Origin of the sequence: Microbacterium sp. B35-04 (genome assembly GCF_010634885.1) — a bacterium.
In the GTDB taxonomy this organism is placed as follows: domain Bacteria; phylum Actinomycetota; class Actinomycetes; order Actinomycetales; family Microbacteriaceae; genus Microbacterium.
In genome coordinates, this window is the sequence record NZ_MWLP01000008.1 from 57,916 (window position 1) to 83,331 (window position 25,416).

The window sequence follows — 25,416 nt, forward strand, 5'->3', positions numbered from 1 at the left end:
GAGGAGTTCGTGTCCGTTCGCAGCGGGACCGACGCGCAGGTCACGGTGGGGGTGAGCCTGAAGACGTACTTCGGGCATGAGCAGGCGCGGGCGTGGTTCGCCGCTGTCGCTCGCCGCGCCGGCGCGCACCCCGCCGTGGCATCGGGCGACGTGCGGTTCTTCGTGATCCCGACTTACCTGCAGATCCCCGCCGCGATCGAGGCGTTCGCCGGCACGCCGGTGCTCGTGGGCGCGCAGGACGTCTCGGAGTTCGAGCCCGGCGCGTACACGGGCGAGGTGGCCGCCGCCGAGCTCGCCGAGATCGGTGTGGCGGTCGCCGAGATCGGGCACGCCGAGCGCCGCCGCCTGTTCGGCGAGACGGACGCCGTCACGGCCGCGAAGGCCGCCGCGGCCCTCGCCCATCGGATCACGCCGGTGGTCTGCATCGGCGAGGCGGAGCGCCTGGCGAGCACGGCAGCCGCGCTCGCCAACGTCGAACAGCTGGCGGCGAACCTCGAGAACGTGCCCGTCGGTCCGGCAATCGTCGCGTACGAGCCGGTGTGGGCGATCGGCGCCGCCGAGCCCGCTCCCGACGAGCACATCGTCACCGTGACGCGCGCTCTCCGCGCCGCGATCGACGCCGACCCCGACCGCACCGGCAGCGTCGTGATCTACGGCGGCTCCGCGGGCCCCGGCCTCCTCACCCGCCTGGGCGACAGCGTCGACGGACTCTTCCTCGGCCGCTTCGCGCACGACCCGGACGCCCTCGTCGCGGTGCTGGAGGAGGCATCCGCTCTCGCCGCCCGCTCCTCCGTCGTCGACGCCCGCTCCTCCGTCGCCGAGCCCGTCAAGGCGCGGGCCCTTCGACAGGCTCAGGCACCGGAAGCTCACGCGCAGGGACCGGTAGCTCAGGCACCGGGCACGGAGGTCGGCGCATGATCGGCCTCGGGACGTACGCCTTCTTCTGGCAGCACTCCGACCAGGTGCCGGAGCCGCTCTCGCTCGTCGGCGCGTTCGAGGCCACCATGGCCCTGGATGTCGGTGTCTTCCAGATCTGCGACTATGCGCCGCTCGAGTCGATGGACGACGCGGAGCTGACGGATGCCGCGGCCGCCGCCCGCGACCTGGGCCTCACGATCGAACTGGGCACGAAGGGCATCGAGCCCGACCGCCTCGCCCGCTTCCTCGAGCTCGCCGGCGTCTTCGACGCCCGGCTCGTGCGCAGCATGCTGTACTCCCCCGACAACCGTCCGACGCTCGCGCAGGCAGAGGAGTGGCTGCGCTCCGCGCTGCCCGCGTACGAGGCATCCGGAGTCGAACTCGCTCTCGAGACGTACGAGCAGGTCGCAACCGCCGACCTCGTCGGTCTCGTCGACCGCATCGGCAGCGAGCACCTCGGCATCTGCCTCGACCCGGCGAACGTCGTGGCACGTCTCGAGCTGCCCCGCGACTGCGTCGAGGCCACCGCTCGCCACGTGAAGAACGTGCACGTCAAGGACTTCGCCTTCGCCCGGCAACCCGGCTGGGTGGGCTTCACGTACGGCGGCGCGCCGATGGGCGACGGCCTGCACGACTACCCCCATCTGCTCGAGACCGTCCAGCCCCGCGAGAACGGGGTCAACGAAATCGTCGAGCACTGGCTCTCCTGGCAGACAGACGCCGCGACCACCGTCCGAACCGAGCGGGACTGGACCCGCCGAACCATCGAATATCTGAGGAGCACGACATGAGCACCACCTCGACCGAGACGTACAAGATCGCCGTCGTCGGCGCCGGCGGCAAGATGGGCATGCGGGTGTCCGACAACCTCGTCAAGACCGCCCACCAGGTCGCGTACGTCGAGAACTCGCCCGCGGGTCAGCAGCGCACCCTCGACGCAGGACGAGAGCTGACGGATGCCGGCACCGCCGTCGCCGACGCCGACATCGTCGTCCTGGCCGTGCCCGACCTCGCGCTCGGCCCCGTCACCGCCGACCTCGTGCCGCAGCTCAAGTCGGGCGCGATCGTGCTCACGCTCGACCCGGCCGCCGCCTACGCGGGTCTACTCACCACGCGTGAGGACGTCATCCAGGCCGTCGCCCACCCCTGCCACCCATCGATCTTCCTGCAGCGCCAGACGCCCGAGGAGTGGGCCGACACGTTCGGCGGCATCGCGGCCCCGCAGGACGCGATCGCGGCGATCGAGTCGGACGATCCCGAGAAGCAGGCGATCGTCGAGGCGACCGTCCGCGCCATCTATGCGCCCGTCATCGACGTCCACTGGGTCACGATCAAGCAGCTCGCCCAGCTCGAGCCGACGCTCGTCGAGACGGTCGCGTGCATGATCGGCGCCCTCCTCAACGAGGCACTGCAGGAGGCCGTGAACACCATGGGCGTTCCCGAGGCGGCGGCCCGCAGCATCCTGTACGGCCACACGCAGGTGGCGCTCGCCAACGGCCTGCGCGGCGACAACCCGTTCTCGGACGCGTGCCTCATCGCCATGGACTACGGCCGCGAGAGCATCATCAAGGAGGACTGGAAGAAGATCTTCCGCGACGACGAGCTCGACAAGAACCTCGCGCGCATGCTGCACCTCGACCACATCGAGCGCTGAGGACGACGATGACCAGACTCGAAGGCAAGACCGCCCTCGTCACCGGTTCGGGCACCGGCATCGGCCGGGCCGTCGCGGAGCGGTTCGCCCGTGAGGGAGCTCGCGTGGTCATCGCCGACAGGGATGCCGCTGCCGCGAGCGCGACGGCGGATGCGATCGGGCTCGCCGCCCGGGCTGCTGTGATGGACATCTCCGACGAGGCGTCGGTCGAAGCCGCCTTCGGGTTGCTGAGCGCCGAGGGCTGGGCGCCGGACGTCGTCGTCGCCAACGCCGGTGTGCAGCTGTTCGGGCAGGACGCGGCCGCGGCCGACCTCGATCTCGACGTGTGGAAGCGCACGATCGACGTCAACCTGACCGGCACCTTCCTCACCGTCAAGCACGCCGTCCGTTCGATGCTGGAGACCGGCGGCGGCTCGATCATCCTCACCGGCAGCCCGACCGGGATCAACGGCGAGGGGCAGGACTTCACGGCGTACAGCGCATCGAAGGCAGGCATCCACGGCCTCGGACGCACGGTCGCGGCGGCCTACGCCGATCGCGGCATCCGGGTCAACACCGTCGTCCCGGCGTATACCGAGACCTCGCTCGTCAACACCATCACCAGCGACCCTGTGGCGCGCGCGGCGATCATCGGCCGCATCCCGATGGGTCGTGCGGGAGCGCCGGGCGATGTCGAGGGGATCATGGTGTTCCTCGCGTCGGACGACGCCGCGTTCGCGACGGGCGCGCTCTTCGCGGTCGACGGGGGCATGACGATCTGACCCGCTGTCGACTCCCCTGGCGCCATAGGCGCGCTGGGCGTGCGGAACACGACAGGGGAGGCGCATCGGCACGCCGAAGACGAGGATGGAGCGCATGACCGACGTGTGGAGCGGCGCACCAGCGACCGCGTGGCGGAGCGGACCGTGGTCGCTCGAGCTGCGCGACGACGAATTCGCCGACATCGCGTACGACGGTCACGTCGTGCTGCGGTCGGTGCGCGCCGTGGTGCGCGACCGCAACTGGGACACGGCGGGCCTGGTCGTCGACCGCGTCGACGGATCCGACCTCGCACTGACGCTGCACGTGCACTCGACGGGCCTCGGCTCGGACCTGCGCGGGATCGTCCGCGCCGAGGTGCGCGGGCCCGGGCGCCTGCGGGTGCTCACGGACCTCGAGTCTCAGACGGATTTTGCGACCAACCGCACCGGTCTCGTCGTGCTGCACCCGCCCGCGCTGGCGGGCGTGGGCCTGCACATCCGGCACTCCGACGGCGCGGTCGCGCACTCACGGTTCCCCGAGCGCATCAGCCCGCATCAGCCTGCTCTCGACATCGCGGGCCTGTCGTGGTCGCACGAGGGGCTCGAGCTCGACATGCGCTTCACCGGCGACGTCTTCGAGATGGAGGACCAGCGCAACTGGACGGATGCCTCGTACAAGACCTACAGCCGCCCGCTCGCCCTGCCCTTCCCGTACACGGTCGCCGCCGGCGAACGGGTCGTGCAGGCGATCGACGTCGCCGTGTCGGGCACTCCCACGGCCACAGCTCCGGATCCCGTCACCCGCATCCGGCTCGAGGAAGGACCCCCGCTCCCCGCGATCGGCGTCGCGGCCTCGACGGCGCCGGACCCCGCCCCGGCGGACCGGTGGCCGGCGGACGGCGGCGTCTGGCCTGCGGCGGTGCTCGTCGAGCTCGACCTCGCGACCCGCAACTGGCGCGCGGCCCTCGGTCGCGCGGCAGGCCGGCATCCCGCCGACCCCCGCCCCCAGTCGCCGAGCGAGCGCGAGCGAGGCGTAGACGCCCGCACCGATCCGAGCTCGCTGAGCGAGCGTCCCCGAGACGAGGGGCCTGCTGCTGCGCTCGACGTGCGCTTCGTGCTCGACGACTCCGACCCTTCGAGCATCGACGAGGCCGTGCACGCGCTCCGCGGCCTCCCGATCGTGCGCGTCACCGCGTTCCCGCCCACCGGCCCGGCGCGCCACGTCTCCGATCTCGACGCGATCGCCCGGCTGCGCCACGCGCTGACCGAGGCGGGTCTCGACATCGCCGTGGTGGGCGGAGTGCGCTCGCACTTCACGGAACTCAACCGGGAGCACCATCGCCTGCCACGCGGGCTCGCCGGCATCGTGTTCAGCAGCACGCCGCTGTTCCACAGCCTCAGCACCGCACAGCTGATCGAGGCGCTGCCGATGCAGCGGATCGTCGCCACGCAGGGTGTGGGCATCGCCGCAGGACTCCCCGTGCACGTCGGCCCGATCTCCCTGCGTCCGCACTTCAACGACGTGGCGACGACGCCCCCGCCGATGCCCGCGCACGACGACCTGCGCGACGGCTACGGCTCGGCATTGCTCGACGCCGGCGATGTGCGGCAGTCGGCACCGCAGCTCGCCGCGTGGACCGTGGCCAGCGCCGCGGCCCTCGCCGTGCCCGGCGTTGCCACGCTCGCCTACTTCGAGGAGTGGGGGCCGCGCGGCGTCCGCACGGCCGACGGCACCGCCCTTCCTGTGCTCGCCGCGGTCTCGGCACTCGCCGCGCTGGCGGGCGCGACGGGCCTACGCGGCGACTCCCCCGACGGTCTCGTCTGGGCGCTCGGCGCCCGCACCGCCGGCGGCGACACCGTCCTCGTGGCCAACCTCGACGATCGCCCGCGCCGGGTCGAGGTCGAGCTTCCCGGCGGCGCGACCCGCACCGCCGAGGTGCTGCCCGGGTCGTTCCTGCCGCTCTGACCGTCGCTGCCCCCACCCTCCACGCGCCGCGCTCCACGCGCCGGCCGCTCCCGCCGCCCGCTCCCGCCGTCCCCGCTCACCCCCGTTCACTTGCGCTGAACGTACGCGAAACCGGCCGATGGGCGTACGTTCAGCGCAAGTGAACTGATTCAGCTCGACGCCGTGCCGCGCCCGAGGTCACACGACGTGTGAGTTCGACGCCGTGACGGCCGGCGCCTCGCGCCAGATCCGCACATCCCAGGGTGCGAGCTCGACCTCCGTGCCCGCCCGGTGCACCGCGTCATCCAGGACGGATGCCGCGTCCGCCGCGACCCGGACGGTGCGGGTCTGCGGTGACCAGTTGTGCACCACCCACACGCGACCCTGAGCGCCTGTCAGGGAGTGCGCGGTGACCGAGGTCGGGCGCGCCGCGAGGATGGCGGAGGCACCGGCGTTCGCAGCAGCCACGGCCGCATCGCGCCCGGATCCGTGGGCCGCGGCATCCGTCATCACGTCCGCCAGCGTCGCACGGTCGAGGAGCGTGCCGACCGTCGTGATCGCGCCCGCACCGACCTCGCGGCGCGTGACCGCCCCCCATCGGCCGAACAGCGGATGCCGGTACCCCAGGACGACGTCGGCGCCGTCCGGCTGGAGCCCGTCGGCCCAGCCGTGCGCGGTGCCGACCACCGCGCCGTCGCGCACAACCTCGATCGGCTCGGCGAGCGCCCCGAACTCCCGGTAGCCGACACCGGCCGCCGGTCCGACGATCGCGGGCGCCCGCTCGAGTCGCATATGGCCTTCGTCGTCGCCATACCCGGTGCGCGGGCCGATCACGAGCCGTCCGCCGAGACGGGCGTACTCGACGAGCGTCTCGAGCGTCGGATCGGATGCCGCGATCAGCCCCGGCACGACGAGCACCGGGAACCGCCGCACAAGCTCGCCCGCGTCGGGCAGCTGCCGTTCGTTCACGAATCCGACCTGCAGCCCCGAATCGACCGCTGCGCGACCGAACGCGCCCACGATCCGGGCGTACGCGCCGCGGTCGGCATCGGCGCCGCGCGCGAGCGGCGGCTCGAAAGCCATCATCCACTCGCTGTCGTGCGCGTACACGAGACCGACGTCGGCGTCGGGCTCGGCATCCGTCAGCCACGGCGCCGCCGCGGCGAACTGCCGGCCGATCGCGGCGATCTCGGCATGGATGCGCCCGGGCTCGAGGTCATGGCCGAGGATGCCGCCCCAGTGCACCTCGGCGCCCGAGTGCAGCGTGTGCCAGTGCCAGTAGGACACGAGCCGCGCCCCGCGCGCGACGAGCAGCCACGCCGCCTGAGCGAGCTGACCGTCGTACGGCGGGCGGGTGAGCCACGCGGGGCCGATGGAGGCCGCACCGGTCTCGGTGACGAGGAACGGCTCCTGCCGAGAGGCCCGCATGCGGTCGGCCATGAGCACGAACTGCGGCACGTCGTCGGCGTACCACTGGCCGCCCGCGCCCTCGCGCTCGAGGTCCATCGCGTCCTGGGACAGGTAGTAGGCGTTGCCGCTGGCGATGTCGAGCCGCGCAGCTACGGCGACGTCGTCCATCGCCGGGCGCTGGTAGGCGATGCAGGTCGTGAGGAACGTGTCGTCGGCCACGAGCGGGCGGACGAGGTCGGCCTGCCAGCCGATGAAGTCCGCGGTCAGCTCGGCCTGGAACCGCCGCCAGGCGAGGTCGTAGGCGGGAGTCGTGTTGCCCGACGGCGCCCACAGCTCGTCCCACTCGGCGATGCGGTGCGACCAGTACGTCAGCCCCCACGCGCGGTTGAGCGTGTCGACATCGCCGTAGCGGTCCGCGACCCAGTCGCGGAATCGTCCGACGACGTGGTCGTTGTGGATCAGATGCAGGCCGGCCTCGTTGTCGAGCTGAACGCCGATGACCGCCGGATGCCGGCCATGCCGGCCGATCACCGCGCGGATGACACGCTCCGCGTAGCCGCGGAACAGCTCCGACGTGTAGTCCACCTCCTGGCGGCCGCCCCACGGCACGGTGCTGCCGTCCTTGCGCACGACTGCGAGCTCGGGGTGTGACCGCGCGAGCCACGGCGGCACGGCGTAGGTCGGCGTGCCGAGGATCACGTCGATCCCGTGCGCGTGCGCCGCGTCGAGCACGGGCGTCAGCCACTCGAGATCGAACTCTCCGTCGCGCGGCTCCCACGTGGACCACACCGATTCACCGACGCGGATGCACGTGATGCCGGCATCCGTCATGAGTCGCAGGTCGGTCTCGAGCCGCGACGGGTCGGGCAGGTACTCGTTGTAGTACGCCGTCCCGAGTCGGGGGCCGCCCCGCCAGGCTTTCAGGCGATCGGATGCCGCGGCCCGGCCCTCGTCAGGCGCCCCTGGCACGCGCGAGTCTGCCACGGGTCAGCCCGCCACGCGCGTGATGCGCAGCGCCAGCGCCTCGCCGGCGGGCAGCTCGACGGCTGCGGAGGCCCGGTCGTACGCATCGTTGCGCTGGACGTCGTCGAGCGTGAAGCGCCGGCCGACGGGCGTGACCGTCATGTTCCACGTGTCGATGACATCGACGTCGAAGGTGTCGCCCGGCTCCGGCCGCTCGCCCGGGAACCCGATCGGCAGCCGGAAGTCCCACGTCGCCGGCGCCGACCGACCGAGGTACTGCACGTACAGCTGCCGCGGGATGCCGGCGACAAAGGCCGGGTCGTCCCACTTGTCGATGGGATCGAGCCCTGCGCCGTGCACCCCTTCGAGGACGCGGCGGAGGAACGCCAGCCGCGTGGGCGACGCGCCCCGCAGTGGCCCGCCCTCGACCATGTGGAGGCTCCCCGAGGCGGTCACGAAGCTCTCGCCGTGCGAGGCGTAGCAACCGGCCACCGTGGTGATCCAGAACTGATGCACCAGCTCCTCGGCGCTGAGGTGGCCCCACCGGTCGGGGATGTCGCCCTCGTACTTGATCTCGTCGAGGACGACCGGCTTGCCGTACACGTCGCGGTACAGGTTGGCCCGCCCGAAGTCCGTCGTGGCCGAGCCGTTCTGGAGGGACGCGTGGGTCACCCACGGCTGGTTGTTGTCGTACAGCTCGATCCAGTTGTGGATCGAGCGGAGATGATCGTACGGGTCGATCTCGGCCAGCAGCGCGCCGGTGCGGTCCCAGCGGTCGGCCGGGCGCTCGAGCTGGTCGAACTCGTTGCAGAGCGACCACCACACGTGCGGGTACGCGGCCAGGCGCGCCACGAGGTAGCGGAGGTAGACGGCATCCTCCTCCTCGGTGAGCTCGTCGAGACCGAACTGGCCGCGGTCGTAGGCGTTGTAGATGAGCACGTCGGCCTGGATGCCGCGCTCACCCAGCGCCTCGACGGCCCGGTCGAGGCGCTGGAAGAACGCGGGCACCGGCTTGGTCACGTCCCAGCGCCCGTCGGTCTTCTCGAACGGCATCAGGCTCGGGACATGCTCGATGTAGCCGCCGCCCTGTGGGAACACCATGAACCGGAACTTGTTGAAGCCGGCCTCGGCGATCGCGTCGACGGTCGACGAGAACAGCGGCTCGTCCTGGTGCAGCCAGTTGTACGCGGTCGCTCCGACCGGGCGGAACGGCGTGCCGTCGGCGTGGGCGAAGTGGAAGCGGTGGGCGACGCGCACCGGCCCGTGCTCGGCGCCGCGTGAGACCTCGAACGCGCCGGTCCGGCCCGCGAGCGCGGCATCCGCGCTCTCGGTCATCCACGACCACTCCCCCTCCAAGTCCGGTGCGAAGCGGACCCGGTAGGTGGTGCCGCCGTCCCAGAATCCTGGCACCGCGATATCGCCGGCATCTGCGTGCCGGAAGGTCACGGTGAGCGGGGCTTCCAGGCCGACGGCGAGAGCGGACGGCGCCTCGAACGCCAGCTCCACAGGACGGTACAGCGAGTGGGACATCGTCATCCTTCCGAATCTACGGCGATCGTCACCGACTATTGAAACGTACCAAAGTCGTGCATAATCTGCAGGAGATGAATGAACATGCACCCTCCACGGTTGTTACCGGTAACACCCGAAACGGCTGGCAGGGGCGCTCACTCCACCCGGACATTCCAGAAGCGGAGAAGACAATGAAGGTTTCTCGCAAGATCGCAGCCGGCGCCGCCGGCCTCCTCGCCGTCAGCCTGCTGGCCGGCTGCAGTTCAGCCGGCTCGGGCGCCGGCGACGCAGGCGAAGACGTGGCGCTCACCCTGTGGGCCCGAGGCAACTCGGTGCCCGACGATGTCGAGCAGATCCTCGCCGACCAGTTCCCGGACTACGACATCACCTTCGAGAACATCCCCGACATCGAAGACAAGCTTCGCGCGGCCCTGCGTTCGGGCAGCGGCCTGCCCGACGTCGTCATGATGGGCGGCAGCCTGCCGTCGTTCTTCACGGTAGCCGACGAATTCGTCGACCTGTCTGACCAGGCCGCCGAGAGCGACGCCGTCGAGTGGGGCCTCGAACTCGGCCAGGCGCCCGACGGTCGTCAGGTTGCGCTCCCCACCGATATCGGCCCGTGGGGCTTCTTCTATCGGGCCGACGTGCTCGAGACGCTCGGCTATCCGACGGAGCCCGAAGAGGTCGCTGCGGCCGTCGACTCGTGGGACGCCTACCGCGAGCTCGCCACCGCCGCGGCGGGAGCCGGCAGCTTCGTGTGCGACCACGCCGGCCAGGTCTACCAGGCGCGCCTGGCCCAGGAGGGATACGCGTACTTCGAGCAGGAGGACGGCGAGGACGTCAACATCGTCGACTCGCCCATCTCGCACGACGCGTTCGTCGAGACCGCCTCGCTCGCGCAGGACGGCCTGTGCGCCAACGCTGAGCCGTACACGCCCGAGTTCAACGCGGCCCTGACGCAGGAGGACATCGTCGGCTTCGTGGGGCCTGCGTGGGAGGACGGCCTGCTGAAGTCCGCGGGCGAGCTGCAGTCCGGCAACTGGCGCGTCACGACTGTTCCGGGCGGCGCCGCCGCGACCGGCGGAACGTTCGTCTCGGCGCTGTCGGCGAGCGAGCACCCCGAGGCCGCGGCGGAGCTGGCGGCGTTCATCGGCGGCACCGAGTTCCAGAAGATCGGCTACCTCGAGAAGGGCCTCTTCCCGGCGTCGACCGGCGTGGCCGCCGACCCCGACGCCGCCTCGCCGCAGGAGTACTACGGCGGTCAGGACACGCTCGGCGCGCTCGCACAGACCGCCGTGGAGGCGCCGCTGGTCTACCAGGCGCCCGACAGCGGAACAGTCGCCTCGCAGTTCTTCGTCGCGCTGAACGACCTCTCGTTCAACGACGACGACCCCGAGAAGGTGTACTCCTCGCTCGTCGAGAAGAACTCCGCCGAGTGACACCGGCGGGGGCGGCCGCGCGCCGCCCCCGCCTTCCAGGGAGCATCATGACCTCGACCGCAACTTCGACGGCGACTCCGCCCTCGACGACGCCGGCACCCGTGCCGCCATCCCGACGCCGTCGCCCGGCACTGCTGCACTACTGGCGCGAGTATCTGGCGATCTCGCCGTTCTACATTCTGTTCGCGGTGTTCGGGCTCTTCCCGCTCGTGTTCGCCGTTTACCTCTCGATGGTCTCGTGGGACGGCCTCGGCGAGCCGGAATGGGTCGGCCTCGAACAGTTCGAGCGCCTGTTCAGCTCGGGCGAGTTCGCGGGAGCACTGAGCAACACCGTGATCATCTTCGTGATCGCACAGGTTCCGGTGATCCTCGCCTCCCTCGGCGCCGCGGCACTGCTGAGCTCGCCGAGGCTGCGCGCCAAGGGCCTCTACCAGACCCTGTTCTTCCTGCCGCAGGTGACCTCGGTCGTCGCGGTGGCCATCGTCTTCCAGTCCGTCTTCTCGAACGAGTACGGCATCATCAACGCGTTCCTCGAGGCGATCGGATTGTCGGCTGTTCCCTGGATGACCACCGAGTGGGGCGTGCGGCTCGTGGTCGCGCTCATGATCTTCTGGCGCAGCTTCGGCTACTTCGTGGTGATCTTCCTCGCCGGCATCTCGTCGATCCCGCCGTCGCTGTACGAGGCCGCGCGCCTGGACGGCGCCGGGCCGTGGCGCATCCTCCGCTCCATCACGGTTCCGATGATCTGGCCGACGATCCTCTTCGTCGCCGTGACCGGCACGATCAGCGGCTTTCAGATCTTCACCGAGCCGCAGGTGCTCACCAACGGCCTCGGCGGACCCGGCAACTCCGTCGTGACGCTGATGTTCCTCCAGGTGGGCTACATGGGGGCGACGCTGCCTACGGTGCGACCCGACCTCGGCTTCGCAACCGCCATCGGCTGGGGCATCTTCGTCGTGCTGATCCTCCTGGCCATCCTCAACTCCCGCGTCATCGCCCGACGCCGAAACGAGATGTGATGAAGACCCCTCGTCGCGCCTGGCTGCAGCATCTGGTTCTGATCCCCGCCGCCGCGCTGTTCGCGTTCCCGTTCTACTGGCTGATCGTCATGTCGACCAGCACGACGTCCGACATCTTCTCGAGCCCTCCCCGGCTGATCCCCGGACCCGAGCTCTTCGAGAACATCGGGCGGCTCTTCGAGAGCATCGACTTCGGCCAGGCCTTCCTCAACTCCGTCGTCGTCTCGGTGATCGCCACGCTGGTCACGGTGACGATCGCGGCGCTGTCCGGGTTCGTGTTCGCGATGTACCGGTTCCCGGGCCGCAACTGGCTCTTCGGCATCCTGCTCGCCACCATGACGCTGCCCACCGGTGTGATGCTCGTGCCGATGTTCCAGATCTATGTCGACCTGGGCTGGCTGAACACCTACCTGCCGCTCATCGTGCCAGGCGCTGCCAGCGCCTTCGGGATCTTCTGGATGCGGCAGGCCGCGCGCGAGGCCGTGCAGTACGAGGTGATCGAGGCGGCCCGCGTCGACGGAGCCGGGTTCCTGCGCGTGTTCTGGCATGTCGGCGTGCCGGCGCTGCGCCCCGCCATCGCCGGGTTCACCGTCTTCCAGTTCATGTGGAACTGGAACGAGTACATGTGGCCGCTGCTGGTGCTCAACGACTCCGATCTGTACACACTCCCTGTTGCGCTGCAGCAGCTCAACGGCAACTACGGCACCAGCGATTACCCCGTCGTCATGGTGGGGACACTGCTCGCGACATTGCCGCTCATCGTGGTCTTCCTGCTGTTCCGCAAGCAGGTCATGAGCAGCGCGACCTCAGGCGCGGTCAAAGGATGAGCAGCATCGACCCCGCAGCGGCGATCGACAGACACGCGGTCGTCGACCGGCATCGGATCCGCCGAACGCGCGTCGATGCGGAGGCACCGCTCACCGTGGGCAACGGCGAGTTCTGCTTCACCGCCGATGCCACGGGCCTGCAGACGTTCGCCGACTGGCACAGCCGTGCGGCGGCGCGCGCCGACGCGCGGAGCGCGACGCCGCTGGGAACCCAGGCGCAGTGGGCGTTCCACTGGGCCCCCAATCCCGCCGGGCTCACGCTCGACGACACGATGGTGCGCTTCGAGCGACCCGACGGCTCGCCCGTCGACTACCCGACGACCTACGATTGGCGCCTGACCGAGGCCGAGGCCCGTCGCCTGCAGCCGGCGGGCTACTACTACTGGGTGAACCCCCAGCGCCTCCACCTCGGGCGCGTCGCCTACGTCCTGCGACATCCCGTGACCGGTGAGCCCGTCTCCGATCCCGGCGAGCTCACCGGCACCGCCCAGACGCTCCATCTGTGGAGCGGACTGCTCGACAGCACGTTCGCCCTCGGCGGGCTCCGCACGCGCACGCGCACCGCCGTGCACCCGGACCGCGACATCCTCGCCGTCTCCGCGTCGTCCGAGCTCTTCACCGGCGGCGCGGCGGCGCTGCGCATCTCGTTCGCCACCATCCAAGACACCTGGGAGGCCGACGAGGACTGGACCCGCCCCGGCGCCCACTCCACCGACGTCGAGGTCGGTCACGACGGCATCGTGCGCATCACCCGCCGTGTGGACGAGGCGTCGTACACCGTGCGGGTGCGGGCGAGCGGATGCCGCGTCTCGGCCTCCGCGCGGCATTCGATCGACCTCGTGCCCGAGGCCGACGACATCGAGCTCGTCGTCGAGTTCGGGCCCGAAGCATCCGATCTTCCCCTCCCCACCGCCGACGAGACCTTCGCGGCCGCCGTGGAGCATTGGCGTGCGTACTGGAGCGAGGGCGCCTTCGTCGACCTGTCGCGATCAGAAGACCCGCGCGCGCACGAGCTCGAGCGACGGATCGTCCTGTCGCAGTACCTGACCGCGATTCAGTGCGCCGGCTCGCTGCCGCCCCAGGAGAGCGGTCTGGTCTGCAACTCGTGGGGCGGCACGTTCCACCTCGAGATGCACTGGTGGCACGCCGCGCACTTCCCGATGTGGGGCCGGCCGGCGCTTCTCGAACGCAGTCTGGCGTGGTACCAGCGCATCCTGCCGGTCGCCCGCGAGAACGCGTACCGCAACGGCTACCCCGGCGCGCGCTGGCCCAAGCACGTCGGGCCGGAGGGGGTCGAGAGCCCCAACGAGATCGGACCGCTGCTGCTGTGGCAGCAGCCGCACCCGATCTCGTTCGCCGAGCTCATCTACCACGCCCGCGACGAAGATGCCGGCGTGCTCGAGCAGTACGCGGAACTTGTCGATGAGACCGCCGAGTTCCTCGCCGGCCTCGTGTGGTGGCAGGACGGCACCGCTCACCTCGCGCCGCCGCTCATGCCGGCGCAGGAGCGCTACGAGGCCGCGACCACGTGGGACCCGACATTCGAGCTCGCCTACGTGCTGTGGGCGCTGCAGACCGCGTGCGAGTGGCGGCGGCGCCAGAGCCGCGACGTGCCCGAGGCATGGACCCGCGCCGTCGACGGCATCGCGCCGCTCCCTGTCGCGAACGGTCGGTACGAGGCGGTGCGGGGGCAGACCGCGCTCTTCGACCATCCGTCGCTCGTCGGCGCGTACGGCTTCGTCCCGCCGACCCGCCTCGTCGACCCCGAGGTCATGGCGAACACGCTCGACCACGTGCTCGAGGCGTGGGAGTGGGGCTCGACGTGGGGCTGGGACTTTCCGCTGCTGGCGATGTGCGCGGTGCGACTCGGCCGTCTCGACACCGCGTTCGATCTGCTGCTGACGGACCTCCCCCGCAACCGCTCGCTGTCGAACGGGCACAACTTCCAGGTGCCGAACCGCCTGCCGCTGTACCTGCCCGGCAACGGCGGTCTGCTCGCGGCGATCGCGATGCTCGCGACCGACGACGACGGCAGCCCGCGCGACCGACTTCCCGAGGGCTGGACGATCCGGGCCGAGGGCTTCGCGCCGCGGCCCTGATCCCCCGTCGACCCCGATCTCACCTCACGGAGACACCGAATGATCGATGTGCACGATCTCGCCGACAGCGTCCGTCCGACCGCGAAAAGCGGAGCTCTCGTCGTCGCCCCCACCCACCGGGCGGGCGACTGGAACAGCCACGGCGTGGACTGCCCGTTCGTCTTCCGCAAGGACGGCGCGCTCGGCATGACGGTCGTCGGGTGGGACGGCCGCGGCTACCAGACCGGGCTCGCGTGGCACGACGGCGCGCAGTGGTCGGCGCCGCAGTTGGTGTTCCCGCGTGATCCCGCGTCGGCCCACCGACGCCACAACGCCGCGCTCACCTCGATCCTGCGAGATACCGAGCTGTACGGCGCGGGCGAGCTTCTCCCGATCGACGGCTGGTACTACGGGACCTATCACGCGTACCCCGACGCAGGCTACGAACAGGGCTCGGCCGTCATCGGATTCGTCCGCAGCCGAGACCTCGTCGAATGGGAAGAGGTCGGCGATCTGCTCCGTCCCGAGCACGGCGGTGCCTGGGAGCGGGGCGGGCTGTACAAGTCGTACCTGCTGCGCCATGACGACCGGTTCTGGCTCTTCTACAACGCCAAGGACCGGGCCACCGGTCGCTGGATCGAGCAGACCGGCGCCGCGGTGTCGGACGACCTCGCCTCGTGGCACCGCGTATCGGATGCCCCGCTGCTGCCCGTCGGCACTGCAGGCGCCCCCGACGACCGGTTCGCCTCCGACCCGTTCGTGCTGCGTGCTCCGGACGGAACGTGGCTGATGTTCTACTTCGGGCTGTGCGCGGGCGGCCCCGCGGTCGATCTGCTCGCCACCTCGCCCGACCTCATCGCCTGGACGAAGTCACCGACCGTGCTCGTGGCACCCGGCGAGGCCGGCGCGCTCGACGACTGGCACGCGCACAAGCCCGCGGTCATCCGCACCGGCGATCGCCTCGAGCACTACTACTGCGCGGTGCAGCGCCTCGGCGCCCCCGTCGCGATCGGCGGCTACTCCCAGCCCGAGATGCGCGGCATCGCGCTTGCCTGGTCGCCGGTGGTCGCAGCGCCGATGGAATCGGTCCCTGTGGCTCCGGCGGCCGCCGGCTGAGCGCCGCTCAGACGCCCCCGGACCGCAAAGCCAGCGGTGCTCTCGCGGACGATGAGCCGCGGCTGGAGCACGCGGTGAATCTGCGCCAGAGCCCGCCCCTCCAGCGTCTCGAAGAGCATGTCGACCACCGTCGAGCCGACGTCCCGGTGCCGGCGGCTGATGCTCGTCAGCGGGATCAGCGACGCTTCGGCGAACTCGTTGTCGTCGTAGCCCACGAGGGCCAGTTCCTCGGGCACACGGATGCCGCGCGCTACGAGTTCCCGCAGCATCCCGAGCGCGAGCAGGTCGTTGACGGCGAAGATCCCGTCGGGTCGCTCCCGCGCTGGCCGCGCCGCAATCGCCGCTCCCGCCTCACGTCCGAACGCGAGCGAGCGCTCGCCGACCGCGATCACCTCGAGGTCGACGCCGCGGGCGCGAGCTTCGGCACGCGCTCCATCGAGTCGCGCGGCTACGTACACGACGTCGTCGGGCCCCCCGACGAACGCCAGGCGGCGGCATCCGCTCTCCGCGAGGTGAGCGATGGCCAGGCGACCGCCGGCGACCTCGTCGACCGACACCGACGGCTGCTCGGGCGACTGCGCCCGCTGGCCGACGAGGACGGTCGGCGTGCCGCGACGGCGCAGCAGCGCGAGCCGCTCTTCGACCGGATGGTGCGAGGCGACCAGAAGGCCCCGTACATGATGCTGCGCGAAGGCATCGAGGTACGCATCCTCCTGCGCGGGGTCCGCCTGAGAATCGGCGAGGAAGACGGAGAGGCCGAGCTCTGCGGCTCGGTGCTGCACGCTCTGAGCGATCTCGCCGAAGTGCGGATTGCCGATGTCGGCCGCGAGATAGCCGATGACGGTGCTCACGCCCAGTCGCAGCTGGCGGCCCGCGTTGCTCGGCACGAAGCCGAGTGTGTCGATGGCGTCCGCCACGCGGCGGCCCATCGCCGCCGACAGCCTGTCGGGGTGGTTGAGGTAGTTCGAGACCGTGCCGATCGAGACGCCCGCGAGCGCCGCGACGTCCCGAATGCCCGCCGGCGCCATCAGCGCCAGTCGTGCTCGGCGGCGAAGCCGAGTCGCTCGCGGATCTTCCGCGTCGACATGAGCGACTCGAACTCGCCGAGGTCTTCGGCGATGGGTGTACCCGGGAACCAGCGCGCCGCGACCTCGCGTGAGCGCTGCGCGTTGCCCGAGTCGGGCGCGGCCACGTTGAACACCTCGAAGCCCGGCTGCGCCGCCGCCAGCGCCAGCGCCACCGCCACCGCGCCGTCGCGGGCGTCGATCCAGGAGCCGACGAGGTCGCGGCGGTAGTCCGGCTCGGCCGCGCGGTCGAACGTCGCGTATTCGTCGCCGGCCACCACGTTGGTGAACCGCAGGGCGGTGATCGAGGTCTCGGGATGCCACCGCGCGAGCTGGGCCGCGATGGCTTCCTCGGCCACCTTGCCGAGTCCGTACGTGTTGTTGGCGCTGGTGTACGTCTCATCGACGGGGAGCGCCGGCGGCGCCTCCTCGAACGGGAAGCCCATCGCGGTGATGCTCGAGGCGAGAACGATCGTGCGGATGCCCGCGCGATGCGCCGCGAACAGGGCGTTGAACGACACGGTCATGTTGTTGTGGAAGGTGGCGGCATCCGGCACCAGGCCGTTCACCGGGATCGCCGCGAGGTGCACGAGGGCGTCGAGTCCGTCGTGGCGCGCGGTCACCGAGAGGAACGCGTCGAGCGTCTGCCCGAAGTCGGTGAGGTCGACGCGGGTGAAGCCCGTTCCGGGGGTTCCGGCGAGGTCGAAGCCGATCACGTCGTGCCCGTCGGCCCGCAGTCGCTCCATCGCCGCGCGGCCGAGCTTGCCGCCGCTGCCTGTCACACCGATCGTCATCGAATCCTCCTCTGCCGCCCGGGGTCACGGCTCCCTCGACAGCGTACTTGAAACGTTTCGAAATCGGTGTCAAACTCCCATCTTGAAACGTTTCGCAACGCCCCGGCCACAGCGCAAGGAGACAGCACGGATGTCCGTCACCGTCGACGCACCCCGCATCGAACACCACCGCGAGCCCGTCGGGATCGGCGAGCGGATGCCGCGCCTCTCGTGGCGCGTCGCCTCCGCGCCGTCCGGCTGGCGGCAGACCGCGTTCTCCGTCGAGGTCGATCGCGACGGCGACGTCACGACGTACGTGGTCGACTCGCCCGAGCAGGTGCTCGTGGACTGGCCGGCCGCCCCGCTGCGCTCGCGCGAGATCGTCACGGTGCGCATCGCGGTCAGGGGTGAGGACGGTGCGTGGTCTGCGGCATCCGTCCCCACCGTCTTGGAAGCCGGCCTGCTCGAGCCCGGCGACTGGGTCGCGCGTCCGGTCGGCGCCTTCCGCAACGAGAACCCACACTCCGACGAGCGCCGCCCCTCGCTCGTGCGCCGCGGGTTCGAGGTGCGCGACGACATCGTGCGGGCACGGCTCTACGCGACGGCTCACGGGGTCTACGAGGCCGAGCTCAACGGCGAGCGCGTCGGCGACGACACGCTCTCGCCCGGCTGGACCGTGTACGGCCGGCGCCTGCGGTACTACACGTACGACGTCACCGACCTGGTGCGGCCCGGAGCGAACGCGCTCGGCGCCTGGCTCGGCGACGGCTGGTATCGGGGCCGGCTCGGCTGGCGCGGCGGCTTCCGCAACGTCTACGGGTACGACCAGTCCTTCCTCGGCCAGCTCGAGCTGACCTATGCCGACGGCAGCCGCGAGGTCGTGGCGACCGACGCGTCGTGGCGCTCGGCGCCGAGCCCCATCCTGCACAGCGGCCTCTACGACGGCGAGGACTACGACGCGCGAGAGGAGCAGCCCGGCTGGTCGACAGCGGACTTCGACGATTCCGGCTGGGAAGCGGTGCAGGAGCGCCACCGGGACCCCGCCACCCTCGTCGCGCCGACGGCTCCGCCGGTGCGGGCGACCCAGGAGCTGCGGCCGATCGCGGTGCTCGCCGGCCCCAGCGGCTCGCGCATCCTCGACTTCGGGCAGAATCTCGTCGGCCGCGTGCGCATCCGGGTCTCGGGCGATGCCGGCACCACAGTGACGCTGCGCACCGCCGAGGTGATGCAGGACGGCGAGATCTACACGCGGCCGCTGCGCGCGGCGCGCTCGACCGACAACTACACGCTCGCCGGCCGCGACGTCGAGGAGTGGGAGCCGCGGTTCACCTTCCACGGCTTCCGCTACGTCGAGGTCACCGGCTGGCCGGGCGACCTGGACGCGGATGCCGCAGCCGGCGCATTGGTGGCCCGGGTGTACCACACCGACCTCGAGCGCACCGGGTGGTTCGAGTCGTCCGACCCTGCTCTGAACCGCCTGCACGAGAATGTTCTCTGGGGCATGCGCGGCAACTTCGTCGACATCCCCACCGACTGCCCGCAGCGCGACGAGCGCATCGGCTGGACCGGCGACATCCAGGTCTTCGGCCCCACCGCCTCGACGCTGTACGACGTGTCGGGGATGCTGTCGGGCTGGCTGCGCGACCTTGCGATCGAGCAGCTCCCTGACGGCACCGTGCCGTGGTACGTGCCCGTGATCCCCGCCGTCGACAAGTGGACGCCGATGCGACCGGGCGCCGCGTGGGGCGATGTCGCGACCCTGCTGCCGTGGACGCTGTACGAGCGCTTCGGCGACGTCGGCGTGGTGCGCACCCAGTTCGACAGCGCCAGGCGCTGGGTCGATCTGCTCGAACGCCTCTCGGGCCGCTCGCGGCTGTGGGACACCGGCTTCCAGCTGGGCGACTGGCTCGACCCGGCCGCCCCGCCGGACGACCCGGCCGACGCACTCACCGACCGCTACCTCGTCGCGACGGCCTACTTCGCCAAGTCGGCGCGCACCGTCGCGCGCATGGCGGAGGTGCTGGGGCTCGGCGACGAGCGGGCGCACTACGACGCGCTCGCCGACGAGGTCGCGGCCGCCTTCGACGGCGCCTACGTGAACGACGACGGCACCATGACCAGCGATGCTCAGACGGCGTACGCCCTCGGCCTGCGGTTCGACCTCATCACCGATCCGCAGAAACGGGATGCCGCGGCCGCACGACTCGCTCAGCTCGTACACCAGGCTGGCAACCGCATCGCGACCGGCTTCGTGGGCACGCCGCTCGTATCGGACGCCCTCAGTGCGGGCGGGCACGTGCCGACCGCCTACGACCTGATCCTCGAGCGAGAGTGCCCGTCGTGGCTCTACCAGGTGGAGCAGGGGGCGACCACGGTCTGGGAACGGTGGGACTCGCTGCTCCCCGACGGCACGGTCAACCCCGGCCAGATGACGTCGTTCAACCACTACGCGCTCGGCGCGGTCGCCGATTGGATGCATCGCGTGGTCGGCGGCCTCGCGCCGGATGCCCCCGGTTACCGCCGCATCCGCTTCGCCCCTCGCCCCGGCGGTGGGCTGACCTCAGCTTCGGCCCGCCAGCTCACCGCCTATGGCGAGGCGGCGATCTCGTGGCGCACCACGCACGGGCAGATCCACGTCGAGGTCACGGTGCCCGTCGGCGCCGAGGCGGTGCTCGACCTGGAGGGCTCTCCCGAAGAGAGGCTGAGCCCTGGCACCCACACCCGTGTCGTCGACGTCCCGGTGGAGGTCGGGGCGGCCGGCTGATCCCGGCCCGGCACGGGAACGTCTGAGTTCTGACACCTCTGGGATTGCGGATGCCGCGCGGCGCGGCATCCGCAGTCCGCATCGTTCGCGCGCGCAAGCCTGGGTCGGCGATCTCACCACCGGCCCCGCCGCCATGTACGCCTCTGGGCGCCGATCAGGCGTTTCGTCGGAACTCGGGCTGGCTTCACAGGCTCCGACTGAATATCCTTTCGTTAGCGAATCCGAATACACCCCCTCGGATCGCCACGATCGGAGATCGCCGTGCCCCTGACGCCCTACACCCGGCCCGCAGACGGCCAGGTGCGCCTGCTCACCAAGGTCGCGCGCATGTACCACGAGCGGGGCGTGCGCCAGGCCGACATCGCGGCCGCGCTCAATATCTCACAGGCAAAGGTCTCGCGTCTGCTCAAGCGCGCGGAATCCGTCGGCATCGTGCGGACGATCGTCACCGTCGCTCCGGGCGTCTACGCCGAGCTGGAGGAGCAGCTCGAGGAGAAGTACGGGCTCGCGGAGGCCGTCGTGGTCGACGTCGACCACGACGCCGACGAGGGCGAGCTGCTCGCGTCGCTCGGGGCCGGAGCGGCCGCCTACCTGGAGGCGACGCTCTCGGGGAGCGACCGGATCGGCGTCTCGTCGTGGAGTCAGACCATCCTCGCGATGGTCGACCGCATGCGCCCCTTCACCGTCCGTGGTGCGACCGAGGTGGTGCAGCTGCTCGGCGGCGTGGGCGCACCCGAGGCGCAGAGCCACTCGAATCGCATCCTCGGCGAGCTCGCTCGCACACTGGGCGCCGAGCCGGTGTACGTGCAGGCGCCGGGCGTCGTCGGCGACCCCGCGATCCGCGACAGCCTGTTGCGCGACCCCTCGATGCAAGAGGTCGCCCGGCACTGGAACGAGCTCACGATGGCGATCATGGGCATCGGCAGCATCGAGCCGTCCGACGTCCTCGCGACGAGCGGCAACGCGTTCGCCGCCGAGGAGCGCCAGGACCTTCTCGGGCAGGGCGCCGTCGGCGACATCTGCCACCGCATCTTCCGCGGCGACGGCTCGCTCGTGCGCGGAGCGCTCGACGACCGCATCATCGCGATCACGGTGGAGAACCTGCGCCGCATCCCGCGCCGCGTAGGCATCGCCGGCGGCGAGCGCAAGCTCGAGGCGATCCACGGCGCCCTCGCCGGCGACTGGGTCACGACGCTCGTCACCGACCTGCGCTCGGCCGAGGCCCTCGCTGAGCGGTGAGAATTGAGACGTAAGGCCTCCCGTCGTGAAGCTGTCTCGCTTCTCGACGGGAGGCCTTCGCCGGTTGCGCTCCTACTTCGAGGCGTCCCAGGCCGTCTGATAGATCTCGACGTAACGATCGCTGCCGTTCGAAGCGAGGGCGTCCTGGAATGCCTGCCAGTCGGCGTCGCTCTCGATGTCGCGCACACCGGTCACGAACTCCGCGCTGGCCTGCTGCACGAGCGACTCGACGTTGGTCTGCACGGTCGACAGCTCGGATGAGTCATCCTCGGAGATCCAGAGATTCCAGTACGGGAAGGCCTCGGCCGGGCTGTTCGCCGCGTAGGGCTCGGTGGCCTCGAACAGACGCCGGTCATACCCGGCGAGATCGTAGATGTCCTCCGACACCACCTGCGCGCCGCGGAACTCCGTGCTTCCGTAGTACTGCGAAAGCGGACCCCAGGCCACGTTGGCGTTCTGCGTGGCTTCGGCACCACTGAGCCGGTGACGCAGGTACAAGGGCTCGAGCGACTCGTCCAGCGCGACATCGCCGGCGGCAGGCCGGTCCCATGCGACGCCCTCCTCACCCCATTCGGCTCGAAGGTGGTTGTCGTAGTCGATCATCCAGTCCACGATCTTCACCAGGTTCGCGGCGTCCGCGTCACTGGCATTGTTGGTGATGACGAGCGACGCACCAGGCACCGACGAGAGCAACTCGGAAGCCGGCGAGCCGTTCGGTCCGGTCAGCGGCGGGACCGCGTCGTACTGCTTGTCACGACCATCCTCCTGACCGATCGTGACGAAGACACCGGGGTGTCCGACGGAGGCCGCCCCGAGGATCGGGTCACCGGCGACGTCTCCGAGGGCGAGGAGCGCGTCCTGGTTCTGCGTGAACGCGGACTCGTCGACGAGACCTTCCTCGTAGAGCGAGTTCACGAAGCGCAATCCGTCGCGCCATCCGTCCGAGGCAGGCTGCAGTGTCACCGTGTCGCCGTCCAGAGCAAGGGAAGCAGGGATCGAGGCGTCGGCCGTAGCCGCCGGCACGTAGACGAACGGGTTCATCAGGTACGGCAGCACCGAGTTGGCTCCTGGCGTGCCGGACAGCGGCACCTCATCGGCCTGGTCGTTGCCGTTGGGATCCTGGTCGCGGAAGGCTGTCAGCACCGCGCGAAGCTCGTCGGGCGTCGTCGGCTGTTCCATGCCCACGGCATCGAGCCAGGCGGAATTCATCCAGAGCTTCGACGGGTAGCTGCAGTGGAAGCAGTCGTTCCACTGAGGCAGCCCCCAGACCTTGCCGTCCGGCGAGGTCGCCAGCTGCTCCCATTCAGGAGTCTCTTCCCACGCCTTGACCAGGTTGGGCGCGTTCTCCTCGAGAAGATCGTTCAGCGGCCGGATCACACCCTGGTTTCCGAACTTGATCAGTTCCGCCTGGGTGAACTGATCGACCCACGGGATCATCAGGAACGCGTCCGGGTAATTCCCGCTGGCGAGCGCGATCTGACGAGCCTCCGAGGCGGAGCCCCCATCCCACGTGGTCGTCTCGAACTGCAGGTCGACGTCGAACTCCTCCTCGAGGAAGAGCGTGAACTCGTTCGTGTTGAGATCCGAATCCGCTCCCTGCGGACTGAAGATCTTGATCACGCCGTCGTCGTCCGGCTTCTCCGGCTGCGCTGTGCACGCGCCCAGCGTCAGCGCGAGCCCGCCGGCGGCGATAGCCGCCGCGGTTCGGTTGAAGCGATTCATGTGTTGCCTCTCTTCATCGTGAGGTGGGAGCCACCGGGACCCGGCGTCCTGGCGGCCCGGAGGGGATCAGCCCTTCACAGCGCCCAGGAGCAGTCCCTTGGTGAAATAGCGCGCTACGAACGGATAGATGAGCATCATCGGGACCGTGGAGACCACGATGAGCGAGTACTTGAGAAGGTTCGACAGCTGCTGTCTCTCCAGCGCCGAGGTCGCATCCCCGCCGGCGTCGTTGTTGAGGATCAGGATGTTCCGAAGTACCAGCTGAAGCGGGTAGAGGCTGTCGTCACGGAGGTAGATCAGAGCGTCGAAGTAGGAATTCCACTGCACGATCGCGTACATCAGCGCGATGACGGCGATCATCGGGCCCGACAGCGGCAGTACCACTTTCCACAGGATGCGCAGATCGCTCGCGCCGTCGATCTCGGCCGCCTCTCGCAGCTCGTCCGGAATCGCCGTGCGGAAGTAGGTGATGGCGAGGATCGTCGGCCACACCGCGACCGCATTCGGGATCAGCATCGCCCACCGAGTGTCGAGCATTCCCATCGATTGCACCACGAGATAGGTCGGGATCAGCCCGCCGGCGAACAGCATCGTGAAGACGACAGCGCCGGTGAGCACCTTGCGTCCCACGAAATCGACCCGCGAAAGCGGATAGGCGATCATGACGGTGAGGGCGACGCTGATGGCCGTGCCGACAACCGTGTAATACAGCGAATTCGCGAACCCGTTGAGGATCTGTGGGCTGCTCAGTGCGACCTCGTACCCGCGCAGCGTGAAGTCGACCGGCCAGAGGAACACCTCTCCGGCTGACACGGCGGCGGGGCTGCTGAACGAGCTCACGACGATGAACCACAGCGGCAGCAGCACGACGAGCAGGAAGGTCGTGAGGAGGATGTAGACACCGATGAGGAAGAACCGGTCCACAGTGGATTCGCGCACCTTGATCGATCGGCCGAGGCCGCGCTGAGCCGTCTTCGCGTTGTTCACCACAGTCCGTTCCCCGTCACGCGTTTGGACACGGCGTTCACGACGAGCAGAAGCGCAAGATTGATCACCGAGTTGAACAGCCCGACGGCCGTCCCGAGGCTGAAGTCGGCATTCTGGATGCCGATCTTGTAGGTATAGGTGGCGATGATCTCGGACTGCGAGAGATTGAGCGGGTTCTGCAGCAGGAACGCCTTCTCGAACCCCACGACCATGATGCTGCCGACCGAGAGGATCAGCACGACCACGATCGTCGGCGTGATGCTCGGCAGATCGACATGCCAGATCTTCTGGAGCCGATTGGCCCCGTCGACCTTGGCCGCCTCGTAGAGGGCCGGGTCGACGCCGGCGAGCGCGGCCATGTAGATGACCGCCGAGTAGCCGGCGGTCTGCCAGACCTCGCTCCACACGTATACATGCCGGAAGAAGTCCGGCTGCGCCAGGTAGTCGACCGCGGGCAGGCCGAAGAATCCGGTGACCGTGCTCAGCATCCCGATCCGCGGCGAGAGGATGAGGATCGCCATCGAGACGATGATGACTGTGGAGATGAAATACGGCGCGTACGTCACCATCTGAACCGTGCGCTTGAAGAAGCGTCCGCGGATCTCGTTGAGCGCGAGCGCGAGGATGATCGGAATGGGAAGGCTCGCGATCAGGGCATACAGGCTGAGCAGGAACGTGTTGCTGACGATCGTGCCGAACGCCGGATTGGAGAAGAGGCGTTCGAAGTGCTCGAAGCCCGCCCACGCACTGCCCCAGATGCCCTCGATGACGTTGTAGTCCTTGAACGCGATGACCGCGTTCGCCATCGGCACGTACTTGAACAGGGCGAAGTACAGCAGCGGCGGAATCACGAGCAGGTACAGCTGCCAGTGGCGCCGGATGGACCTGCGCAGCCGACCAGGTCGGCGCCGTGACGCGTTCCGTCCGGCGGACGAGGATGCCGTCGCCGGCGCCTCCGCCTTCCGCACGCGCGCCGTGGGCGCTTCCACGTCGATCTGCACCACCGCTGACTCCTTGTCGATGAGCTGGGCCTATGGCGCGTACCACCGTCCCCCAAGGGCGGGATGCGTCGAGACCTCGTCGTCCGAAAAATCGATTGCCTGAATCCTAGTCATCGAATCAACAGGGATGCAACCCTGCCTAAATATTCAACCTGCCTCCTGATGGATGCCATTTCCGCGAGATATCGGACCGAACGATGTTGCGGCATCCACCGGTGCACCGTCTAAGGTGTCCTTGATCAGTA

At 69.8% G+C, this 25,416-nt stretch carries 19 protein-coding genes; 12 read left to right on the forward strand and 7 right to left on the reverse strand.

Annotation, left to right across the window (positions count from 1 at the left end):
• The first annotated feature begins 9 nt into the window (after positions 1–9).
• The 5 genes from B1729_RS02305 to B1729_RS02325 all read left to right on the forward strand — a co-directional run bounded on the left by B1729_RS02305 (position 10) and on the right by B1729_RS02325 (position 5,278).
• On the forward strand, positions 10–918 hold the full coding sequence (locus B1729_RS02305; protein ID WP_345770800.1) for a triose-phosphate isomerase family protein: 909 nt from the start codon (positions 10–12) through the stop codon (positions 916–918).
• Positions 915–1,709, forward strand: coding sequence for a TIM barrel protein (locus tag B1729_RS02310; RefSeq protein ID WP_163630489.1), 795 nt, complete (start codon positions 915–917; stop codon positions 1,707–1,709). Before B1729_RS02305 ends, B1729_RS02310 begins: the two co-directional genes overlap by 4 nt.
• A complete protein-coding gene (locus B1729_RS02315; RefSeq protein WP_163617770.1) occupies positions 1,706–2,572 on the forward strand; it encodes a phosphogluconate dehydrogenase C-terminal domain-containing protein in 867 nt (288 codons plus the stop codon). Before B1729_RS02310 ends, B1729_RS02315 begins: the two co-directional genes overlap by 4 nt.
• Before the next feature lie 8 nt (positions 2,573–2,580).
• Positions 2,581–3,333, forward strand: coding sequence for an SDR family NAD(P)-dependent oxidoreductase (locus tag B1729_RS02320; RefSeq protein ID WP_163630490.1), 753 nt, complete (start codon positions 2,581–2,583; stop codon positions 3,331–3,333).
• Between the two features lie 94 nt (positions 3,334–3,427).
• The gene (locus tag B1729_RS02325; protein WP_163630492.1) at positions 3,428–5,278 is read left to right on the forward strand and encodes a hypothetical protein; all 1,851 of its coding nucleotides are present in this window, start codon (positions 3,428–3,430) and stop codon (positions 5,276–5,278) included.
• A gap of 177 nt (positions 5,279–5,455) precedes the next feature.
• Here B1729_RS02325 and B1729_RS02330 read toward each other — a convergent pair whose 3' ends face one another.
• Both B1729_RS02330 and B1729_RS02335 read right to left on the reverse strand, forming a co-directional pair.
• Positions 5,456–7,636, reverse strand: a complete 2,181-nt coding sequence (locus tag B1729_RS02330; RefSeq protein ID WP_163630494.1) for a beta-galactosidase — start codon at positions 7,634–7,636, stop codon at positions 5,456–5,458.
• A gap of 18 nt (positions 7,637–7,654) precedes the next feature.
• Positions 7,655–9,166 (reverse strand): DUF4038 domain-containing protein, encoded by a 1,512-nt coding sequence (locus B1729_RS02335; RefSeq protein WP_239525856.1) that lies wholly within the window; start codon positions 9,164–9,166, stop codon positions 7,655–7,657.
• Between the two features lie 167 nt (positions 9,167–9,333).
• Here B1729_RS02335 and B1729_RS02340 point away from each other — a divergent pair, with 167 nt between their 5' ends.
• From B1729_RS02340 to B1729_RS02360, 5 genes are read left to right on the forward strand one after another with little or no spacing between them, the layout of a single operon-like run.
• Positions 9,334–10,581 (forward strand): extracellular solute-binding protein, encoded by a 1,248-nt coding sequence (locus tag B1729_RS02340; RefSeq protein ID WP_163617774.1) that lies wholly within the window; start codon positions 9,334–9,336, stop codon positions 10,579–10,581.
• Between the two features lie 47 nt (positions 10,582–10,628).
• Entirely contained in the window at positions 10,629–11,600 is a 972-nt protein-coding gene (locus B1729_RS02345) for a sugar ABC transporter permease (RefSeq protein WP_239539329.1), read from the forward strand.
• Positions 11,600–12,427, forward strand: a complete 828-nt coding sequence (locus B1729_RS02350) for a carbohydrate ABC transporter permease (protein ID WP_163630496.1) — start codon at positions 11,600–11,602, stop codon at positions 12,425–12,427. Before B1729_RS02345 ends, B1729_RS02350 begins: the two co-directional genes overlap by 1 nt.
• The gene (locus B1729_RS02355; protein ID WP_163630498.1) at positions 12,424–14,526 is read left to right on the forward strand and encodes a hypothetical protein; all 2,103 of its coding nucleotides are present in this window, start codon (positions 12,424–12,426) and stop codon (positions 14,524–14,526) included. The genes B1729_RS02350 and B1729_RS02355 overlap by 4 nt, the downstream gene beginning before the upstream one ends.
• A 39-nt stretch (positions 14,527–14,565) precedes the next feature.
• Positions 14,566–15,621 (forward strand): hypothetical protein, encoded by a 1,056-nt coding sequence (locus B1729_RS02360; RefSeq protein WP_163630500.1) that lies wholly within the window; start codon positions 14,566–14,568, stop codon positions 15,619–15,621.
• On the opposite strand, the gene B1729_RS02365 is transcribed toward B1729_RS02360, so the two are convergent.
• The gene (locus B1729_RS02365) at positions 15,522–16,649 is read right to left on the reverse strand and encodes a LacI family DNA-binding transcriptional regulator (RefSeq protein ID WP_163617778.1); all 1,128 of its coding nucleotides are present in this window, start codon (positions 16,647–16,649) and stop codon (positions 15,522–15,524) included. The genes B1729_RS02360 and B1729_RS02365 overlap by 100 nt on opposite strands.
• Positions 16,649–17,479: an NAD(P)-dependent oxidoreductase gene (locus tag B1729_RS02370; protein ID WP_163617779.1), complete on the reverse strand. Its 831-nt coding sequence runs from the start codon at positions 17,477–17,479 to the stop codon at positions 16,649–16,651. The genes B1729_RS02365 and B1729_RS02370 overlap by 1 nt, the downstream gene beginning before the upstream one ends.
• 130 nt (positions 17,480–17,609) lie before the next feature.
• On the opposite strand from B1729_RS02370, the gene B1729_RS02375 reads away from it, so the two are divergent.
• Complete coding sequence (locus B1729_RS02375) at positions 17,610–20,222, forward strand: alpha-L-rhamnosidase (RefSeq protein ID WP_163617780.1); 2,613 nt, start codon at positions 17,610–17,612, stop codon at positions 20,220–20,222.
• A 261-nt stretch (positions 20,223–20,483) separates the two neighbouring features.
• Positions 20,484–21,461 (forward strand): sugar-binding domain-containing protein, encoded by a 978-nt coding sequence (locus B1729_RS02380; protein ID WP_163617781.1) that lies wholly within the window; start codon positions 20,484–20,486, stop codon positions 21,459–21,461.
• A 72-nt stretch (positions 21,462–21,533) separates the two neighbouring features.
• Here the strand turns inward: B1729_RS02380 and B1729_RS02385 are convergent, their stop codons facing one another.
• The 3 genes from B1729_RS02385 to B1729_RS02395 form a co-directional block, all read right to left on the reverse strand.
• Positions 21,534–23,183: an extracellular solute-binding protein gene (locus B1729_RS02385; RefSeq protein ID WP_163617782.1), complete on the reverse strand. Its 1,650-nt coding sequence runs from the start codon at positions 23,181–23,183 to the stop codon at positions 21,534–21,536.
• A gap of 66 nt (positions 23,184–23,249) precedes the next feature.
• Entirely contained in the window at positions 23,250–24,173 is a 924-nt protein-coding gene (locus B1729_RS02390) for a carbohydrate ABC transporter permease (RefSeq protein WP_204260050.1), read from the reverse strand.
• Positions 24,167–25,174 carry an ABC transporter permease subunit gene (locus B1729_RS02395; protein ID WP_239525859.1) on the reverse strand — a complete coding sequence of 336 codons (1,008 nt, stop codon included), beginning with the start codon at positions 25,172–25,174 and terminating at the stop codon, positions 24,167–24,169. Before B1729_RS02395 ends, B1729_RS02390 begins: the two co-directional genes overlap by 7 nt.
• Positions 25,175–25,416 lie beyond the last annotated feature (242 nt).

Coding starts and splice junctions, on each gene's coding strand:
- B1729_RS02310 (WP_163630489.1), top strand. CDS start 915: ATGATCGGCCTCGGGACGTACGCCTTCTTCTGGCAGCACTCCGACCAG.
- B1729_RS02315 (WP_163617770.1), top strand. CDS start 1,706: ATGAGCACCACCTCGACCGAGACGTACAAGATCGCCGTCGTCGGCGCC.
- B1729_RS02320 (WP_163630490.1), top strand. CDS start 2,581: ATGACCAGACTCGAAGGCAAGACCGCCCTCGTCACCGGTTCGGGCACC.
- B1729_RS02325 (WP_163630492.1), top strand. CDS start 3,428: ATGACCGACGTGTGGAGCGGCGCACCAGCGACCGCGTGGCGGAGCGGA.
- B1729_RS02335 (WP_239525856.1), bottom strand. CDS start 9,166: ATGACGATGTCCCACTCGCTGTACCGTCCTGTGGAGCTGGCGTTCGAG.
- B1729_RS02340 (WP_163617774.1), top strand. CDS start 9,334: ATGAAGGTTTCTCGCAAGATCGCAGCCGGCGCCGCCGGCCTCCTCGCC.
- B1729_RS02345 (WP_239539329.1), top strand. CDS start 10,629: ATGACCTCGACCGCAACTTCGACGGCGACTCCGCCCTCGACGACGCCG.
- B1729_RS02350 (WP_163630496.1), top strand. CDS start 11,600: ATGAAGACCCCTCGTCGCGCCTGGCTGCAGCATCTGGTTCTGATCCCC.
- B1729_RS02355 (WP_163630498.1), top strand. CDS start 12,424: ATGAGCAGCATCGACCCCGCAGCGGCGATCGACAGACACGCGGTCGTC.
- B1729_RS02360 (WP_163630500.1), top strand. CDS start 14,566: ATGATCGATGTGCACGATCTCGCCGACAGCGTCCGTCCGACCGCGAAA.
- B1729_RS02365 (WP_163617778.1), bottom strand. CDS start 16,649: ATGGCGCCGGCGGGCATTCGGGACGTCGCGGCGCTCGCGGGCGTCTCG.
- B1729_RS02370 (WP_163617779.1), bottom strand. CDS start 17,479: ATGACGATCGGTGTGACAGGCAGCGGCGGCAAGCTCGGCCGCGCGGCG.
- B1729_RS02375 (WP_163617780.1), top strand. CDS start 17,610: ATGTCCGTCACCGTCGACGCACCCCGCATCGAACACCACCGCGAGCCC.
- B1729_RS02385 (WP_163617782.1), bottom strand. CDS start 23,183: ATGAATCGCTTCAACCGAACCGCGGCGGCTATCGCCGCCGGCGGGCTC.